General features: G+C 65.4%; 21 protein-coding genes. 7 read left to right on the top strand and 14 right to left on the bottom strand.

All coding sequences use genetic code 11. The features are described 5' to 3' along the window. Positions 1-15 precede the first annotated feature (15 nt). The 9 genes from PMN64_RS06465 to coxB form a co-directional block, all read right to left on the bottom strand. A complete protein-coding gene (locus PMN64_RS06465; protein WP_411780102.1) occupies positions 16-567 on the bottom strand; it encodes a GrpB family protein in 552 nt (183 codons plus the stop codon). Between the two features lie 61 nt (positions 568-628). After that, the gene (locus tag PMN64_RS06460; RefSeq protein ID WP_411780101.1) at positions 629-1,399 is read right to left on the bottom strand and encodes an SURF1 family protein; all 771 of its coding nucleotides are present in this window, start codon (positions 1,397-1,399) and stop codon (positions 629-631) included. Next, positions 1,396-1,782, bottom strand: a complete 387-nt coding sequence (locus PMN64_RS06455) for a DUF983 domain-containing protein (RefSeq protein ID WP_026191934.1) — start codon at positions 1,780-1,782, stop codon at positions 1,396-1,398. Before PMN64_RS06455 ends, PMN64_RS06460 begins: the two co-directional genes overlap by 4 nt. A gap of 64 nt (positions 1,783-1,846) precedes the next feature. After that, the gene (locus tag PMN64_RS06450; protein WP_028338984.1) at positions 1,847-2,743 is read right to left on the bottom strand and encodes a cytochrome c oxidase subunit 3; all 897 of its coding nucleotides are present in this window, start codon (positions 2,741-2,743) and stop codon (positions 1,847-1,849) included. Positions 2,744-2,798: 55 nt separating this feature from the next. Beyond that, entirely contained in the window at positions 2,799-3,428 is a 630-nt protein-coding gene (locus tag PMN64_RS06445; protein ID WP_411780127.1) for a cytochrome c oxidase assembly protein, read from the bottom strand. Positions 3,429-3,433: 5 nt separating this feature from the next. Beyond that, positions 3,434-3,598 carry a hypothetical protein gene (locus PMN64_RS06440; RefSeq protein ID WP_018269059.1) on the bottom strand — a complete coding sequence of 55 codons (165 nt, stop codon included), beginning with the start codon at positions 3,596-3,598 and terminating at the stop codon, positions 3,434-3,436. A 37-nt stretch (positions 3,599-3,635) separates the two neighbouring features. Beyond that, a complete protein-coding gene (locus PMN64_RS06435) occupies positions 3,636-4,574 on the bottom strand; it encodes a heme o synthase (protein ID WP_411780100.1) in 939 nt (312 codons plus the stop codon). Positions 4,575-4,638: 64 nt separating this feature from the next. Further along, complete coding sequence (ctaD, locus tag PMN64_RS06430; RefSeq protein ID WP_028338987.1) at positions 4,639-6,255, bottom strand: cytochrome c oxidase subunit I; 1,617 nt, start codon at positions 6,253-6,255, stop codon at positions 4,639-4,641. Between the two features lie 81 nt (positions 6,256-6,336). Then, positions 6,337-7,176 (bottom strand): cytochrome c oxidase subunit II, encoded by an 840-nt coding sequence (coxB, locus tag PMN64_RS06425; protein ID WP_028338988.1) that lies wholly within the window; start codon positions 7,174-7,176, stop codon positions 6,337-6,339. A gap of 282 nt (positions 7,177-7,458) precedes the next feature. On the opposite strand from coxB, the gene PMN64_RS06420 reads away from it, so the two are divergent. Then, on the top strand, positions 7,459-7,749 hold the full coding sequence (locus PMN64_RS06420; protein WP_411780099.1) for a hypothetical protein: 291 nt from the start codon (positions 7,459-7,461) through the stop codon (positions 7,747-7,749). Between the two features lie 12 nt (positions 7,750-7,761). Beyond that, positions 7,762-8,310, top strand: coding sequence for an invasion associated locus B family protein (locus tag PMN64_RS06415; protein ID WP_411780098.1), 549 nt, complete (start codon positions 7,762-7,764; stop codon positions 8,308-8,310). A 135-nt stretch (positions 8,311-8,445) separates the two neighbouring features. Here PMN64_RS06415 and PMN64_RS06410 read toward each other — a convergent pair whose 3' ends face one another. Genes PMN64_RS06410 through PMN64_RS06400 form a run of 3 tightly spaced genes read right to left on the bottom strand, consistent with a single transcriptional unit; the run spans position 8,446 to position 10,005 of the window. Further along, positions 8,446-9,048: a redoxin domain-containing protein gene (locus PMN64_RS06410; RefSeq protein WP_411780097.1), complete on the bottom strand. Its 603-nt coding sequence runs from the start codon at positions 9,046-9,048 to the stop codon at positions 8,446-8,448. Between the two features lie 35 nt (positions 9,049-9,083). Next, a complete protein-coding gene (locus tag PMN64_RS06405; protein WP_411780096.1) occupies positions 9,084-9,602 on the bottom strand; it encodes a hypothetical protein in 519 nt (172 codons plus the stop codon). A 10-nt stretch (positions 9,603-9,612) separates the two neighbouring features. Beyond that, positions 9,613-10,005 (bottom strand): DoxX family protein, encoded by a 393-nt coding sequence (locus PMN64_RS06400; protein ID WP_411780095.1) that lies wholly within the window; start codon positions 10,003-10,005, stop codon positions 9,613-9,615. A 134-nt stretch (positions 10,006-10,139) separates the two neighbouring features. On the opposite strand from PMN64_RS06400, the gene PMN64_RS06395 reads away from it, so the two are divergent. From PMN64_RS06395 to PMN64_RS06375, 5 genes are all read left to right on the top strand, one after another. Beyond that, positions 10,140-10,595 carry a winged helix-turn-helix transcriptional regulator gene (locus tag PMN64_RS06395; protein WP_411780094.1) on the top strand — a complete coding sequence of 152 codons (456 nt, stop codon included), beginning with the start codon at positions 10,140-10,142 and terminating at the stop codon, positions 10,593-10,595. A gap of 271 nt (positions 10,596-10,866) precedes the next feature. Beyond that, positions 10,867-12,291, top strand: coding sequence for a metalloprotease TldD (gene tldD / locus PMN64_RS06390; RefSeq protein ID WP_016847098.1), 1,425 nt, complete (start codon positions 10,867-10,869; stop codon positions 12,289-12,291). After that, positions 12,291-13,061: a signal peptidase I gene (gene lepB / locus PMN64_RS06385; RefSeq protein WP_411780093.1), complete on the top strand. Its 771-nt coding sequence runs from the start codon at positions 12,291-12,293 to the stop codon at positions 13,059-13,061. Before tldD ends, lepB begins: the two co-directional genes overlap by 1 nt. 109 nt (positions 13,062-13,170) lie before the next feature. Then, positions 13,171-13,518, top strand: coding sequence for an MmcQ/YjbR family DNA-binding protein (locus PMN64_RS06380; RefSeq protein WP_411780092.1), 348 nt, complete (start codon positions 13,171-13,173; stop codon positions 13,516-13,518). Further along, positions 13,515-14,081, top strand: a complete 567-nt coding sequence (locus tag PMN64_RS06375; RefSeq protein WP_411780091.1) for a nucleotidyltransferase family protein — start codon at positions 13,515-13,517, stop codon at positions 14,079-14,081. The genes PMN64_RS06380 and PMN64_RS06375 overlap by 4 nt, the downstream gene beginning before the upstream one ends. A gap of 52 nt (positions 14,082-14,133) precedes the next feature. Here the strand turns inward: PMN64_RS06375 and PMN64_RS06370 are convergent, their stop codons facing one another. Beyond that, positions 14,134-14,688 (bottom strand): PAN domain-containing protein, encoded by a 555-nt coding sequence (locus PMN64_RS06370; protein ID WP_411780090.1) that lies wholly within the window; start codon positions 14,686-14,688, stop codon positions 14,134-14,136. A 143-nt stretch (positions 14,689-14,831) separates the two neighbouring features. Further along, on the bottom strand, positions 14,832-16,202 hold the full coding sequence (locus PMN64_RS06365; protein WP_212054777.1) for a glutamate--cysteine ligase: 1,371 nt from the start codon (positions 16,200-16,202) through the stop codon (positions 14,832-14,834). Between the last annotated feature and the right edge of the window lie 15 nt (positions 16,203-16,217).

Below are 16,217 nucleotides of genomic sequence, written 5' to 3'. Positions count from 1 at the left end.
CGTGGCAAGGCCGCACTATCGACCGGACGGATCCGCGCGCCACGCGCGGGCCTTCGCGGTCGTCTCCTCGACGAAGCGAGTTTTGCCGTTGCGATAGGCCGCGATGTCCTCCCTTGAGGAGGCAGCAAGGGCCTGCTTGATATCCGCATAGGCGCGGGCCGCCTCGGGGTGCGCGCGAAGATAGTCCCGAAACACCAGCAGCGTTTCCCAGCGCGGATTGGATGGCTCCATCACATGCAGATGATGGGTCCACGGTCCCGGAGGGCCCTTGCGGAAGAACAACTCGCCAGGCAGCCACGCCGCGTATTCCGGTATGTAGTTGTAGCCGAGCGCCTCGATCGGCTCGATGCAGCGCTCCCGTGCCTCCGCGAGGCTGGGAACACCGACCATCAGGTCGATGATCGGCTTCGACGGCAAACCCGGAACTGCGGTGCTTCCGACATGCTCGATGGCCAGGGCCAGCGAGCCAAGCGCATGCTCGATCCTCGCGCGCTCCGTCTCGAACATGGCCGGCCAGTTGGGGTCATAGTCCAGGACAACGATTGGCCCGGCGCCGTATTTCTCCATGGCACACCCTGATTTGCTCGCCGCGAAGTCTCCTTCGCGGGTCAATCAAACCATGATGAGACTAGGTTCGACCAGAGGCGCGCCGCCGGTGGCCGCGCCACCACAGGCCAAAGGCGATCGTGACCGCGGCGGCCAGCGAGAACCAGGTGATGGCGTACTGCATGTGGTCGTCCTTGAGACGCACCTTGAGCGGTCCGGGCTTCGGCGTGCCGCTGTCGGGCACCGGAGCCTCGAGGTCGATGTAGAACGGCGCGACCTGGCCCCAACCGAGCGCCTGCGCCATCGCGCGATGATCGCGCACGAACCACAGCCGCTTCGCCGGATCTTCCTTCGGCGTCAGCCGGCCCGGTGGCTCGGGAAAGCGGACATAGCCGGTAAGTTCAACCGGCGCGCCGGTGACGAGGCGGCCGACGACGCGGTCCTCGAAGGCGCGATCCTGCATCGTGTTCTGGACAAAGCCGGTGTTGATCACGACGGTCTCGCCGCTCGCGAGCTTCGCCGGCAGCAACGCCCAGGTGCCGGGACCCGAAATGTCGTCGCGCACCGCGGAGCCGGAGCTGAACACCATCGCGTCGGGCTGCTTCGCATAGGTCGCGGTCAGCGTGACGCGGCGGAATTCATCCTTGGCGGAGGTCAACGTCGGCCATGCCGACGGCGGCGGCAGCGCCTCGGTCGGGACGGCCAGCCGCGCGTCGAGCGCCGCGATCAGCGCGTGCTTCTCGACCCGGCGCTGCAATTGCCAGAGGCCGAGGGCGATAAACACCGCGATCAGGATCAACGTGAAAATGCCGAAGCCGGCCGCGCTCGGCCGACGCGTCGTCGTATCATTCATTTCGGGTCGCGCTCGATCAACTGGCCTTCGGCGGCCTTGTGGTGGAATTGCAGCGCGATCAGAAGTGCCTTCATCGATCGTAGCGGCAGGATCGTGGTGACCAGGATCAACGGCAGCCACAGCGCGGCGTGCACCCAGAACGGCGGCTGGTACTTCACCTCGACGATCAGCGCCGCCGCGACCACGATGGCACCGGCCAGCATGATGACGAAGATCGCCGGCCCGTCGCCGGAATCGATGAAGGCGAAGTCGAGGCCGCAGGCCTGGCAGCGCGGCGCCAGCGTCAGGAAGCCGGAATAGAGCTTGCCCTTGCCGCAGCGCGGGCAGCGGCAGGCGATGCCGCGCAGTGCGCTCTCAGTGACGGTCGGCGGGGTATCGGTCATCGGTTCTCTTCAAAAGCAAAAGGGCGGCCATTCGGCCGCCCCCTCTTAGCACGTCGGCCGGCAATTAGTGTGCGCCGTGGGCCATCGTCTCGGCGCCGTGGCCCCAGACGTAGATGCAGATGAACAGGAACAGCCAGACCACGTCGACGAAGTGCCAGTACCAGGCGGCAAACTCGAAGCCGAGGTGCTGCTTCGGCGTGAAGTGGCCGGCATAGGCGCGGATCAGGCAGACCAGCAGGAAGATGGTGCCGACCAGCACGTGGAATCCGTGGAACCCGGTCGCCATGAAGAAGGTCGCGCCATAGACGTTGCCGCCAAACGAGAACGTCGCATGGGCGTACTCATAGGCCTGCACGCAGGTGAAAAGGGCGCCGAGGATCACGGTGAGGATCAGGCCCTGCTTGAGGCCCTGACGGTCGTTCTCGAGCAGCGCATGGTGCGCCCAGGTGACGGTGGTGCCCGAGGTCAGGAGCAGCAGCGTGTTGAGCAGCGGCAGATGCCAGGGATCGAAGGTCTCGATGCCCTTCGGCGGCCAGGTGCCCGGAACCGAGCAGGCGCCCATCGCCGTGCCGGCGCCGCAGCCGAACACCGCATCGCGGGTGGCGTGCACCGCGTCGGCCGGGAACAGCGCCGAATTGAAGAAGGCCCAGAACCAGGCGACGAAGAACATCACCTCGGAGGCGATGAACAGGATCATGCCGTAGCGGTGGCTGATCTGCACCACGCGGGTGTGGTCGCCCTTGTACTGGGCTTCCTTGATCACGTCGCCCCACCAGCTCGCCATCGTGTAGAGCACGCCGATGGTGCCGACGCCGAACACGATCGGTGCCGCGGAGAACATGTGGTGCATCCAGCCGATCGCACCGAACGCCATGATGAAGGCCGAGATCGAGCCGACCACCGGCCACGGGCTCGGGTCGACGAGATGATAGTCGTGATGCTTGACTTGCGCCTCAGCCATTGCCGTCTCTCCATTCGCGTGCCGCAAGGCACGTCTTAAATCTCAAATTCCAGAACTAGCCGCCCTTGCGCTGCTCCGCCTCGCCGGCCGCCACGGGCTTCGGCGTTGCGTCGCGCACGGGGAAGAAGGTGTAGGACAAAGTGATCGTCTTCAGCGTGTCGTTCTCGCTGTCCTTGGCCAGCGCCGGATCGACATAGAACACCACGGCCATCTCGCGCTTTTCGCCCGGCGCCATGGTCTGTTCGGTGAAGCAGAAGCAGTTGATCTTCTGGAAATAGGCGCCGACCGTCAGCGGCGCGACATTGTAGGACGCCTGGCCGGTCGTGGTGCGCGCCGACTGGTTGGTGACGGTGTAGTAGACCGTGACCACCTGGCCGATCTTGACGTCGATCGTGTTCTGCTCCGGCTCGAACTTCCAGGGCAGGCCCGGCGCGACGTTGGAATCGAAGCTGACCGAAATGGTGCGCGCGAGCGGCGCATCCGAAGGCACCGAGGTCGCGACCTGGGTGGTGCCGTTGAAGCCGGTGGTGCGGCAGAACCAGTTGTAGAACGGTACGGCCGCGTAGGACGCGCCGACCATCAGCACCACGACGAAGCCGCAGATCGAGGCGACCACGGCGTCGCGCGTCAGCGTGCGGCGCGTGACCTTGGCGCCCTCACCCTGCTGCGGTCCCTGGTTCGCCATCTTACTCACAGCGGCCGCACCAGCACGGCTGGCCCCTTGACGAGGGTGACGGCGAAGAACAGCACGACCAGGATGCCGAGCGCGAGCGCGATGGCGATCGAGCGCTGGCGGCGGCTCCTGAGCTGTGCCTCGGTGAGGACGATTCCTTCTGGTTCGCGTTTCTCGTCCATTGATATCCCATGCGCCCCCATCTCGCCCCCCGGCTCCCTATCCGATGAAGACAGGCGCAATCGCGCGGACCACGACCTCGGCGAGGAGGACGGCAAACAGCGCGAACAGATAGAGGATCGAGAAGGCGAACAGCCGGCGCGTGGCGCGATTGGCAGCCGTGCCCTCGCAGCGGCGATAGACCTCGATGGCGAGCCACAGCATGCCGGCGCCGAGCGCCAGCGAGGTGACGCCGTAGATCGCGTCGAAATAGCCGAGCGGCCACGGCGCCAGCGCGATCGCGACCAGCACGATGGTGTAGAGCAGGATCTGCAGCCGGGTCGCGTCGGGTCCGGCGACGACCGGCAGCATCGGGATGCCGGCGCGCGCATAGTCGTCGCTGCGGAACAGCGCCAGCGCCCAGAAATGCGGCGGAGTCCAGAAGAAGATGATCAGGAACAGCAGGATCGGCTCGACCGAGAGCGATCCGGTCGCGGCGGCCCACGCCACCACCGGCGGCAGCGCGCCGGCGGCGCCGCCGATCACGATGTTCTGCGCGGTCCAGCGCTTCAGCCACATCGTGTAGATCACGGCGTAGAAGAAGATGGTGAAGGCAAGCAGCGCGCCCGCCACCCAGTTGACGAGGATGCCGAGCGTCATCACCGAGAAGAAAGCGAGCGTGATGCCGAACGCGGCCGCCTCGGTCGGCGTGATACGGCCGCGCGGGATCGGCCGGTTGGCGGTGCGCGTCATCAGCGCGTCGACATCGCCCTCATAGGCCATGTTGAGCGCGCCGGAGGCGCCTGCGCCGACCGCGATGCACAGGATCGAGGTGAACGCCAGCACCGGATGCACGTGCACCGGCGCGATCATCAGCCCGACCAGCGCGGTGAAGATCACCAGCGACATCACGCGCGGCTTCAACAGCGCGATGTAGTCGCCCACTTCGGCCTCGGAGATCCGGGGCAGTTCGATGGCGTTGTGATCGACAACCGACAAGATCAGGTCTCGCTTCTCTCAAAAGGCGCGGCGCACCCTTAAAGTGCGCCGCGTTGTCCTGGACTTACTGCACGCGGGGCAGCACTTCGAACTGGTGGAACGGCGGCGGCGAGGTCAGCGTCCACTCCAGCGTGGTCGCACCCGCACCCCACGGATTGTTCGCGGCCTGCTCCTTGCGGACGAAGGCATCGATCACGCCGTAGATGAAGATCAGAACGCCGATGCCCGAGATGTAGGAGCCCCAGGACGAGATCAGGTTCCAGCCCGCGAATGCATCCGGATAGTCGACATAGCGGCGCGGCATGCCCGACAGGCCGAGGAAGTGCTGCGGGAAGAACACCAGGTTGACGCCGATGAAGGTAAACCAGAAGTGCGCCTTGGCGATGGTCTCCGAGTACATGTAGCCGAACATCTTCGGGAACCAGTAGTACCAGCCGGCGAAGATGCCGAACACGGCGCCGAGCGACAGCACGTAGTGGAAGTGCGCCACCACGTAGTAGGTGTCCTGCAGCACGCGATCGACACCGGCATTGGCCAGCACGACGCCGGTGACGCCGCCGACGGTGAACAGGAAGATGAAGCCGATCGCCCAGATCATCGGCGCCTTGAACTCGATCGAGCCGCCCCACATCGTGGCGATCCAGGAGAAGATCTTCACGCCGGTCGGCACCGCGATCACCATCGTGGCGGCGACGAAATAGGCCTGCGTCGCCGAGGACATGCCGACGGTGTACATGTGGTGCGCCCACACCACGAAGCCGATGCCGCCGATCGCGACCATGGCGTAGGCCATGCCGAGATAGCCGAACACCGGCTTGCGCGAGAAGGTGGAGACGATCTGGCTGACCATGCCGAAGGCGGGCAGGATCAGGATGTACACTTCGGGGTGACCGAAGAACCAGAACAGATGCTGGAACAGCACCGGGTCGCCGCCGCCGTCAGCCGCAAAGAACGTGGTGCCGAAATTGCGGTCGGTCAGCAGCATGGTGATCGCACCGGCGAGCACCGGCAGCGACAACAGCAGCAGGAACACGGTCACCAGGATCGACCACACGAACAGCGGCATCTTGTGCAGGGTCATGCCCGGCGCGCGCATGTTGAAGATCGTGGTGATGAAGTTGATGGCGCCGAGGATCGACGAGGCACCCGCGAGATGGAGCGAGAGAATCGCGAAATCGACCGCAGGACCCGGATGGCCGGAGGTCGACAGCGGCGCGTACATGGTCCAGCCCGCGCCGACGCCGTTGGCGCCCGGCTCACCCTCGACGAAGGTGGACATCAGCAGCAGCGCGAACGAGGCCGGCAGCAGCCAGAACGAGATGTTGTTCATGCGCGGGAACGCCATGTCCGGCGCGCCGATCATCAGCGGCACCATCCAGTTGCCGAAGCCGCCGATCATCGCCGGCATGACCATGAAGAAGATCATGATCAGACCGTGCGAGGTCACGAACACGTTATAGGTGTGCGTCTCGTGGAATATCTGGACGCCCGGATACATCAACTCGGCACGGATCGCGATCGACATCGCAGCACCGATGATGCCCGCGATCACCGCAAAGACCAGGTACATCGTACCGATGTCCTTGTGGTTCGTGGAGTAGAGATAACGCCGCCATCCGGTCGGATGGTGGGCGTGATCATCATGGGCGTGATCGTCGTGTGTCGCTGCGCCTGTCGCCATGTTCAAAATCCTGCCTTGCAGTCCCTCTTGGACCTTGCGGTCCCGTCGCCCTTATTCCATCCGCGCCGTAAGCCGTGAGGCTTACTGCGCCGCCTGACCAGCCGAGGCGTAGGAATTCGCCGGGTTGGTCGCAAACTTCTTCTTCGCGCCTTCAACCCAGGTCGCGAATTCCTGGTCGCTGACGACCCGCACCGCGATCGGCATGAAGGCGTGGTCCTTGCCGCACAGTTCCGAGCACTGGCCGTAGAACACGCCGGTCTTGGTGGCCTTGAACCAGCTCTCGTTGAGGCGGCCGGGGACCGAGTCGATCTTCACGCCGAAGGCCGGCACCGCGAAGGAGTGGATCACGTCGGCGCCGGTGGTCTGGATCCGCACCACCTTGTTGACCGGGACCACCATCTCGTTGTCGACGCCGAGCAGACGGGGCTGCTTGTCCTTGTCGAGCAGCGAGTCGAACTCGAACTTGCCGTTATCCGGGTAGGCGTAGGACCAGTACCACTGCTTGCCGGTGACCTTCACCGTGAGGTCCGGCTTCGGCACGTCGAGCTCCAGGAACAGCAGGCGGAACGACGGCACCGCGATGCCGACCAGGATCAGGACCGGGATCAGCGTCCAGGCCACTTCGATCAGCGTGTTGTGGGTGGTCCTGGAGGGGACCGGGTTGGCCCGGGCGTTGAACTTCACCACCACGATGATGAGCAGCGCCAGCACGAACAGGGTGATGACGGTGATAAGCACCAGCAGGAAGTTGTGAAACCAGATGATGTTTTCCATCACCGGGGTCGCGGCTTCCTGCAGCGTGTGCTCCCACGGAGCCGGCTGCCCCATCTCGGCGAAGGCCGATCCCGCGGCGATCGACGCCACACCCGCTACCGCCAACCCCAGCAATTGCCTGCCCAACCGGCCAATCGACATCTTCATGCCGCTCGCGCTCCCTTGCATTATTCCCCAAAGCACCCCCGGCATGTGGCCGAAAATGCAGCACGATCCGCCCTGACAAACGGCCTTCCGGACATACCCGTCTCTGAGTCAAGGTGGGTACGGGAGCCAGATCGCTAGAACGCGTCGAAATCCAGCCTCTCAAACCATAATTCTCCGGCGCTCGCAATGCAGTAGTGGGGCCGAAAGCCATGCGCCTGCGATGAAGCTGCCGCATGCGATTTTTCGCGTAAAATCAAGCAAAAGCACTTGGACCAATTGTCCATGCCGCTTGACAGGGGGATTACCGGATGTACCCACAGGCGGGGTACCCTTCAGAAACCTGATTCGCTGCGGGCTGCCCCAATCCGGCGCGAGAATGGCTTCAAGATCGCCTTCAAGGCGCCGTCATTGCGGTATCAGTCGACGCCTGAGCATGATCCGGAAAAGTGGAGACCGGTTTCCCGAAAGATCATGCTCAAACAAGAAGATGAGATCATGATTCGCTTCCGGGAAGCGCATCATGGCGCGCGTGCTACCGGCGGCCGGACGGCCGGACCGACCGAACATCTATAAGGATCGACCCGGATGGGCGCTTCGAACATTCGTTTGACGATGGCCAGCCGGCTCGGCGGCCTCGCGATTCTGGCCCTCTGCCTTGGCCTTTCTGTTGGCCTTTCTCTTGGCCTGACCCAGCCGGCAAACGCGCAAGGCGCGGTGCGCTCGGTTCACGGCGACTGGCAGATCCGCTGCGACACCCCGCCCGGCGCCCAGGCCGAGCAATGCGCGCTGATCCAGAGCGTGGTAGCAGAAGACCGCTCCAACGCCGGCCTGACTGTGATCGTGCTGAAGACCGCCGACCAGAAGAGCCGCCTGATGCGCGTGGTCGCGCCGCTCGGCGTGCTGCTGCCCTCCGGCCTCGGCCTCAAGCTCGACAATCAGGACGTCGGCCGCGCCGGTTTTGTCCGCTGCCTGCCCAATGGCTGCGTCGCCGAGGTCGTGATGGACGACAAGCTGCTCGGCCAGCTCAAGAACGCTAAGACCGCGACCTTCATCATCTTCGAGACCCCGGAAGAGGGCATCGGCTTTCCGCTCAGCCTGAATGGCCTGTCGGAGGGGTATGACAAATTGCCCTAGGGGTTAGGCCGGCGTCGCAAATGCAGAGGCCGTAGCCCGGATGAAGCGCAGCGCAATCCGGGACCGGCGTCAGCACAGGAGAGTGTCTTCCCGGATTTCGCTTCGCTTCATCCGGGCTACGCCAGGCAGATCGGCTCACCGCCCACCCGCCGCATAATAGTCGAACAATCCGCTCGCCTCGGCGGACAGCCAGTCCGCCTCTCCCGTCATGTAGCCTTCGACCTGTCCGGTGACGCCGATCAAGAATGTGATCGGCATGCCGTAGAGCGCGAACGGCGTATCGGCCTCGGCGGCGTCGACGCGCGACACGAGGCCACCCGGATCGAAGCCGATCGCGAGGTGGCGGAGCTTGAGCTGCTTGACGTAGGGCGCGACCGGCGCGCGGTTGCGATCGGTGCTGACAGCGACGACGACGAGATCGCTGCGGCCGCTCGCGGCAAGGCGGTCCAGCATCGGTAGCTCGGTCCGGCACGCCGCGCACCAGGTGGCCCAGAAGTTCACCAGCACCATCCTGCCTTTGAACGCGGTGAGATCGAGCGCGCCGCCGGCGAGCACGGGGATCGCAACCTGCGGCACCGGGCGGGCGCCTTCGACCTGCGTGAACTGGTGCCGGATGGTGCCGAACTGCGGCGGCCCCGACGCTGCGCGCACGGCTCCGGCGGGCATCACGAGCGAGGCGCCGGCGCCGATCATACCGGCGACGACGGCGCGGCGCGTCGGTGCGTGAGCTGACGTCATGATGGGTTCTCCACTTGGCTTGATCGCTGCATCGCTCAGGAGCGGATGTAGGACCAGCCGGCTTCCTGCAATTCGATGATGCGCCCGGGCCCGTTCGGCACCAGGACGACATTGTCGAGCAGGACCAGCGGATGTCCCTCGGCGCGCTCCATGCCGAGCTTGGTGGCTTCGCAGACCACGAAGCGGATGTCCGGCGTGAGCCCCCTCACCACCCGGAGCAGGTCCTTCACCGGCGAGGTATCGGCCCGCAGCATGTGGACGCCGGCATTGTAGGCGACGACCTCGATCTCGAACGGCTCATTGCGCTCCCGATAATATTTCGGGAGGTTGAGCGCGGTCGAGATCAGCGCCCGCATCGTGGTCGGGTCGTCGCTGTTGATCGGCAGCACCAGGCGGTGCACGCGCGGCTCCGGCTTGCTGGACTCAAGTTTCTTGGGCTCCGGCTTCGAGACCGCCGCGACCGAGCCGGTGAGCAGCATTGTCGCGGCGAACGGCACCGCGAAGGCCAGCACCAGCCCGGTCACGACCGCCAGCTTGCGGCGAGAGACGCGCATCGCGCTCACCTCACGGCGCGCTCGCGAGCAGGGCGAACTGGCTGCGCTTGGCGTAGGCGACGATTGCGCTCAATGTCAGCAGCACCAGGGCGGGCACCGGCGAGCCGCCGATCACGAACAGATGCGTGATGGTGGCACCGACCATGATGCAGCTGAGCAGCACGCCGCCGAACGCTGCGACCGGGGGCAGCAGGATCAGGATCGCGCCGAGCAGCTCCAGCGATCCGGTGAAATAGCGGAACCACTGACCAAGCCCGATATACTCGAATTCCTCGACCAGCATCGGCACGCCGTAGAGCTTGGCGGCGCCCGCGGCGGCAAAGGCTAAAGCGAGCAGCCCCCTGACGACCCAGAGGCTGACGGATTTCCAGCGCGACGGCGCCGCGGCAACTGCAACTGACATTGATGACTCCCGAGTTGTTCGTAAGGCCGGGCCGCGGGGCCACCCGACCGATCGGCGGCTGGCCCGCGGCTTTCGGTGGTCTAAATTCGGGAGTAAGATGAAAAGAACAAGTAGGATGCTTTTTGTGAGGTAGTATGAAAAAACTGACTATTGAGCCTGCTGAACCTCCGGCGGCGTCCGAGCCGTGCAACGGCGACCTGTCGGCGCAATTTCATCGCGCGCTGTCGGTGCTGGCCGGGAAATGGAAGGGCGACATCCTCTGGCAACTGGTCGAGCGCAAGCGGCGGTTCGGCGAGCTGCGCCAGTCGATCCCCGGCGTGACCCAGCACATGCTGACCACGCAGCTGCGCGATCTCGAGGCCAACGGCCTCGTCAAGCGCACCGTCTATCCCGAGGTGCCGCCACGGGTTGAGTACGAGATGACGCCGTCGGCCAAGGCGCTCAAGCCGGTGTTCGACGAACTGTACCGCTGGGCGCAGGAGCATGGCTTTCCGACCTCGGCGCAGGGCACCGCGCAGCCGAAGCCGCAATCGGGCGATGCAGACGAGCGCGAAAGCCAGCCGCGGAAGGCGGATCGGCGCTCAAGGTGATGACGACAAGGTGAGGACACCGACGGGGCACTGTGATCGACCGCATGGTCGCAGGCACTCCCGGTTTGCTACCCCAACCACTATCTTTGGTGATCGCCGTCCGGGCCTGAACCGGGACCGGTACAGGTTTCCGGGTTGTAAGATGAGTTTTCCGCTCGTCTCTGCTTCAATCCCCCGAAATCCCTGCTGCGGGTTCCCCACTGGCAATCAGTTGGGCTTCAGGCAAGGATGACCAGGAATCGCCAAGGAATCGCACTGCGTCGGAGTGACCATGACCAATCCCGCCACGACCTCCCTGCTCGACCGCGCCAATCTGGACCGCGATGCCGTCCGCCGCGAAGTGGCCCGCGGACTTGAAGGCGCCGACGACGGCGAGCTGTTCCTGGAGTTTGGGCAGACCGAGGCGCTGGTGTTCGACAACGGAAGGCTGAAGCAGGCGACCTATGACACCTCGCAGGGCTTCGGCCTGCGCGCGGTCAAGGACGACGCGGTCGGCTATGCGCATTCCTCCGACGTCTCGATCCCTGCGCTGATCCGCGCGGCGGATGCCGTCGCGGCCGTGCGCGGCGGCTATGCCGGCACTTTCGCCGCGGCGCCCGCCCACACCAACATCAAGCTTTATGGCGACGAGAACCCGCTGGACGGGCCGGCATTCGAGGCCAAGGTCAAGCTGCTCGGCGAGATCGACGCCTATGTCAGGGACAAGGACCCGCGGGTGCGGCAGGTCTCCGCCAGCCTCACCGCGACCTGGCAGGTGGTCGAGATCCTGCGGCCGGACGGCGAGAGCTATCGCGACATCCGCCCGCTGGTGCGCGTCAATATCTCCGTGGTCGCCGGCCAGGGCGACCGGCAGGAAAGCGGCAGCAAGGGCTATGGCGGCCGCGAGGGCTATGCCCGCTTCATCGAGACCAAGGCCTGGCGCGACGCCGCCGACGGCGCGCTGCGCGAGGCGCTGGTCAATCTCGAATCGGTGCCGGCGCCCGCCGGCGAGATGGACGTGGTGCTCGGCGCCGGTTGGCCCGGCGTGATGCTGCATGAGGCCGTCGGCCATGGGCTCGAGGGCGACTTCAACCGCAAGCAGACCTCCGCCTTTGCCGGCCTGATGGGCCAGCAGGTCGCCGCCAAGGGCGTCACCGTGGTGGATGACGGCACCATGGCCTCGCGCCGCGGCTCGCTCTCGATCGACGACGAGGGCACGCCAACCAACCGCACCGTCTTGATCGAGGACGGCATTCTGGTCGGCTACATGCAGGACCGTCAGAACGCCCGGCTGATGGGCATGAAGCCGACCGGCAACGGACGGCGGCAGAGCTATGCCCACGTGCCGATGCCGCGCATGACCAACACCTACATGCTGTCGGGCGACCGCGACCCGGCCGAGATCATCGCCTCGGTCAAGAACGGCATGTACGCCGCCAATTTCGGCGGCGGCCAGGTCGACATCACCTCGGGCAAATACGTGTTCCAGTGCACCGAGGCCTACAAGATCGAGAACGGCAAGCTCGGTGCGCCGGTGAAGGGCGCCATGCTGATCGGCAACGGACCGACCGATCTCCACAGGATCACCATGATCGGCAACGATCTTGCGCTGGATACGGGAATCGGCACCTGCGGCAAGAACGGCCAGGGCGTGCCGGTCGGCGTCGGCCAGCCGACGCTCAGGATGGAACGGATTACGGTCGGAGGAACGGGCTAGTGAGCAGCGGAAACGAAGTCGTGGCGGCCAAGCCGACCAGCTGGCGCGGGCAGGCCGTGCAACTGGCTGCGATCGTGGCCGTCGTGTTCCTCGCCAAGGGCGCGATCGCCGAGCCGTTCTACGTGCCGTCGGGATCGATGGAGCCGACGCTGCTGATCGGCGACGCGCTGGTCGCCTCGAAATATCCCTATGGCTACGGCGCGGCTTCGCTGCCGATCCAGATCACGCTGCCGGAAACCGGCCGCGTGTTCGGCGAGACGCCGAAGCGCGGCGACGTCGTCGTGTTCCGCTGGCCGGGCGACCGCTCGCAAGCCTGGGTCAAGCGCGTGGTCGGGCTGCCCGGCGACCGCATCCAGATGCGGCAGGGTCAACTCTTCATCAACGATCATGCGGCGACGCTGAAGCCCGACGGCACCGGCTTCGCCGAAGACGATCGCGGCGGCGGCGAGGAGGCGTATCGCTATATCGAGACGCTGCCGAACGGCGTCAACCACGCGATCTTCAAGATCCGCGACAATGGCCGGCTCGACAACACCCAAGAGGTGACGGTGCCGCCGGGCAAACTGTTCGTGCTCGGCGACAACCGCGACAATTCCGCCGATAGCCGCGTGCCGGTGCGCGACGGCGGCGTCGGCCTGTTGCCGATCGACAATCTGATCGGCCGCGCCGACGCCGTGGTCGGCTCCTGGGACCTCGGCATCCGCAGCCAGCCGGTCTGGACCTGGCTCTCAGGCTTCCGCCTCGCGCGCTTCTTCACCTCGGTGCAGTAGACGTGTAGCGCGTAGCCCGGATGAGCGCAGCGACATCCGGGGCATGTGTCGAGGCCGTCCCGGATATCGCTTCGCTCATCCGGGCTACATTCCCCGCGAGAGGTCAGTCGTGACCTTCGACGACATCAGGCACATCGCGCTGGCGTGGCCGGAGGTCGAGGACGGCTCTTCCTACGGCACGCCGGCGCTGAAGGTGCGCAACAAGATGCTGGTGCGGCTGAAGGAGGACGGCGACAGCCTGGTGATGCCGGGCGTGCCATCGGAGGAGCGCGACATCTTGGTCGAGCATCAGCCCAAAGTGTTCTACTTCACCGATCACTACCGCGATTATCCGACCGTGCTGATCCGCCTGTCGAAGGCCAACCGCGCCACCGTCGAGCCGTTGCTGCGCCGGCACTGGCGCGCGCTGGCATCGAAGAAGGCAGTCCGGGACTACGACGCGACCGCCTCGTCGTGACCCAGGACGAATTCCTCACCGCGGCGCTGCGCAACCCGGCCAATCAAGCCATCACCGACGAGCTGTACCGCCTCGGCTTGCCCGATGCGTGGCTGGTCGCCGGCTGCCTGGTGCAGACCGTGTGGAACGCGCTGACCGGCCGGCCGCTCGATCACGGCATCAGCGACCACGACATCTTCTATTTCGATCCGGATACCTCATGGGAGGCCGAGGATGCGGTGATCCGTGAGCTCAAGGCGCGGCTTGGCCATCTCGGTGTCGCGATCGAGGTGCGCAACCAGGCCCGCGTCCATCTCTGGTATCCCGACAAGCACGGCCTGCCCTACCCGGCGCTGTCGCGTTCGACCGACGGCATCGATCGCTTCCTCACCGAAAACACGCAGATCGGCATCCGCCGCACCACGCGCGGCTACGACGTCTATGCGCCGAACGGTTTCGACGATGTCGCCGGCATGATCGTGCGGCCAAACCGGACCGCGAATTTTTCGGCCGCGAACTATGCGAGGAAGGCTGAGCGGTGGCAGGCGCTGTGGCCGGAGCTCACGGTGCTGGCGGCGGAGTAGCCTGTCATAGCTTCGTAGCCCGGATGGAGCGAAGCGTAATCCGGGACCGGACTCACCGCACCACGCCCGACGTGAACCCCGCCTTGCGGCGCGGCGGCTTGATCTCCTTCTTCAGGAAGCAATGCGCGTCGCGGCCGGCATAGCCGGGGCGGGCGTAGGTCCAGGCGCGGCACTTGTTGTCGGCGGTGCAGGCGGCCTGGCAGGCCTCGTCGCCGTCGCTGCTCTTCAGTTCAAAATTCTTGTAGTCGCCGCCGAGGCGGTCGATCGAGGTTTCGATGGCGCCGTTGCGCGGTTCGACCACGCCCGCGCCGCGCACCCCGGAGACGCAGCAGACGTCCTGCACCCGCGGCGGCACCGTGTTCTTGAGCCAGCACACCGCGCCGTTGTTGGCGTCGGTCGGGTAGTTGAAGCTCCAGGCGCGGCAGCGGCGGTCGCGCTCGCAGGTCAGCGCGCAATCGGCCGGATCGCCCGTCGTCACCGGCGCGTTGAGATAGTCGCCGCCGGGACGGTCGAAATTGGTTTGCGCCAATGCCGGGCGCGCGACGACAGCGGCCGCAAGGACCGCAAACATCACCACACACGCCCTAAAGTGGCGGCCTATCCCCATGAGATTGCTTTCAAATTCGCGCAGCCCCGCGCGTTTAGCGGGTCGTCATTTGAACGCCATGAACCTGTACGGCGGATGAACGGAGGGTGCGACACCACCGCCGTTCGCGCGCGTTTCGGGCCCGGATTGGGGCCAAGCGGGGACTAAAACGCGTACTCCTGATAGGCCGGTTCCACCGAGCCCTTCCAGGGACCGTTGAACTTCTCCAGCATCTCCTCCGCCGGCGAGCGGCCGGCCTCGATGATGCGCTCGAGCGGTTCGAGGAAGCGGCTCTCGTCGCGTCCGAGATGATCGATCCGGCCGCGCCGTCGCAATCCGGCATGCGACAGGATCAGGCACTCCTTGGCGATCTCGAACAAATAACGGTCCTTGATCCGCGACTTGAAGCCGAAACGCGGCACGTCGTCACGCAGCGCCTGCCGCTCCGGCGCGGTCCAGTGGCGGACGATGTCCCAGGCGGCATCGAGGCTGTCATTGTCGTAGAGCAGCCCGACCCAGAACGCCGGCAACGCCGGCAGCCGGCCCCACGGCACGCCGTCGGCGCCGCGCATTTCGAGGTAACGCTTCAGCCGCACCTCGGGGAAGATCGTCGAGAGGTGATTGGCCCAGTCCGACAACGTCGGACGCTCGCCCGGGAGGGCGGCATTCTTGCCGGCGAAGAAATCCCGGAACGAGGAGCCGGAGACGTCGATATATTCCTCGCCACGCTTGACGAAATACATCGGAACGTCGAGCGCGTAATCGACATAGCGCTCGAACCCCATGCCGTCCTCGAACGCGAACGGCACCATGCCGCTGCGCGCATTGTCGGTGTCGCGCCAGATCTCGGAACGGAACGACAGGAAGCCGTTGGGCTTGCCTTCGGTGAACGGCGAGTTGGCGAACAAGGCGGTCGCGATCGGCTGCAACGCCAGCGACACGCGCAGCTTCTTCACCATGTCGGCTTCGGAGGAGAAGTCGAGATTGGTCTGCACCGTGCAGGTCCGGAACATCATGTCGAGGCCGTATTTGCCGACCTTCGGCATGTAGTTTCGCATGATCTTGTAACGCCCCTTGGGCATCACGGGGATCTGCGCGCGCGACCAGGACGGCGTCATGCCGAGGCCGAGGAAGCCGATGCCGAGCGGGGTTGCGATCTCCCGCACCTGCGCCAGATGCGCCATCAATTCCGACTGCGTCTGATGCACGGTTTCGACCGGCGCGCCCGACAGTTCGAACTGCCCGCCCGGCTCGAGCGAAATCGCACCGCCGCCGGTGACGTCATAGAGGCCGATGATGTTGCCGCGCTCCATGATCGGCTCCCAGCCGAGCAAGAGCTTCATGCCCTCGAGCAGCGCGCCGATGCCCTTGGCGCCTTCATATGGCACGGGCTGATGGCCCTCGAGCGTGAACGGAGTCTTCTCGTGCTCGGTACCGATCCGGAATTCGGACTCAGGCTTCACGCCGGCTTCAAGCCACGCCACGAGTTCGTCGCGCGACTGCAGCGGCGTCATGTCGATCTGGTCACGCGCCATAGATAATCCAACTCA

The organism is Bradyrhizobium sp. UFLA01-814, assembly GCF_046718885.1.
Lineage (GTDB): Bacteria > Pseudomonadota > Alphaproteobacteria > Rhizobiales > Xanthobacteraceae > Bradyrhizobium > Bradyrhizobium elkanii.
This window is presented reverse-complemented; position numbering and strand designations above follow the sequence as displayed.

Coding starts and splice junctions, on each gene's coding strand:
- PMN64_RS06465 (WP_411780102.1), bottom strand. CDS start 567: ATGGAGAAATACGGCGCCGGGCCAATCGTTGTCCTGGACTATGACCCC.
- PMN64_RS06460 (WP_411780101.1), bottom strand. CDS start 1,399: ATGAATGATACGACGACGCGTCGGCCGAGCGCGGCCGGCTTCGGCATT.
- PMN64_RS06455 (WP_026191934.1), bottom strand. CDS start 1,782: ATGACCGATACCCCGCCGACCGTCACTGAGAGCGCACTGCGCGGCATC.
- PMN64_RS06450 (WP_028338984.1), bottom strand. CDS start 2,743: ATGGCTGAGGCGCAAGTCAAGCATCACGACTATCATCTCGTCGACCCG.
- PMN64_RS06445 (WP_411780127.1), bottom strand. CDS start 3,428: ATGGCGAACCAGGGACCGCAGCAGGGTGAGGGCGCCAAGGTCACGCGC.
- PMN64_RS06440 (WP_018269059.1), bottom strand. CDS start 3,598: ATGGACGAGAAACGCGAACCAGAAGGAATCGTCCTCACCGAGGCACAG.
- ctaD (WP_028338987.1), bottom strand. CDS start 6,255: ATGGCGACAGGCGCAGCGACACACGACGATCACGCCCATGATGATCAC.
- coxB (WP_028338988.1), bottom strand. CDS start 7,176: ATGAAGATGTCGATTGGCCGGTTGGGCAGGCAATTGCTGGGGTTGGCG.
- PMN64_RS06420 (WP_411780099.1), top strand. CDS start 7,459: ATGCCGCTTGACAGGGGGATTACCGGATGTACCCACAGGCGGGGTACC.
- PMN64_RS06415 (WP_411780098.1), top strand. CDS start 7,762: ATGGGCGCTTCGAACATTCGTTTGACGATGGCCAGCCGGCTCGGCGGC.
- PMN64_RS06410 (WP_411780097.1), bottom strand. CDS start 9,048: ATGACGTCAGCTCACGCACCGACGCGCCGCGCCGTCGTCGCCGGTATG.
- PMN64_RS06405 (WP_411780096.1), bottom strand. CDS start 9,602: ATGCGCGTCTCTCGCCGCAAGCTGGCGGTCGTGACCGGGCTGGTGCTG.
- PMN64_RS06400 (WP_411780095.1), bottom strand. CDS start 10,005: ATGTCAGTTGCAGTTGCCGCGGCGCCGTCGCGCTGGAAATCCGTCAGC.
- PMN64_RS06395 (WP_411780094.1), top strand. CDS start 10,140: ATGAAAAAACTGACTATTGAGCCTGCTGAACCTCCGGCGGCGTCCGAG.
- tldD (WP_016847098.1), top strand. CDS start 10,867: ATGACCAATCCCGCCACGACCTCCCTGCTCGACCGCGCCAATCTGGAC.
- PMN64_RS06370 (WP_411780090.1), bottom strand. CDS start 14,688: ATGGGGATAGGCCGCCACTTTAGGGCGTGTGTGGTGATGTTTGCGGTC.
- PMN64_RS06365 (WP_212054777.1), bottom strand. CDS start 16,202: ATGGCGCGTGACCAGATCGACATGACGCCGCTGCAGTCGCGCGACGAA.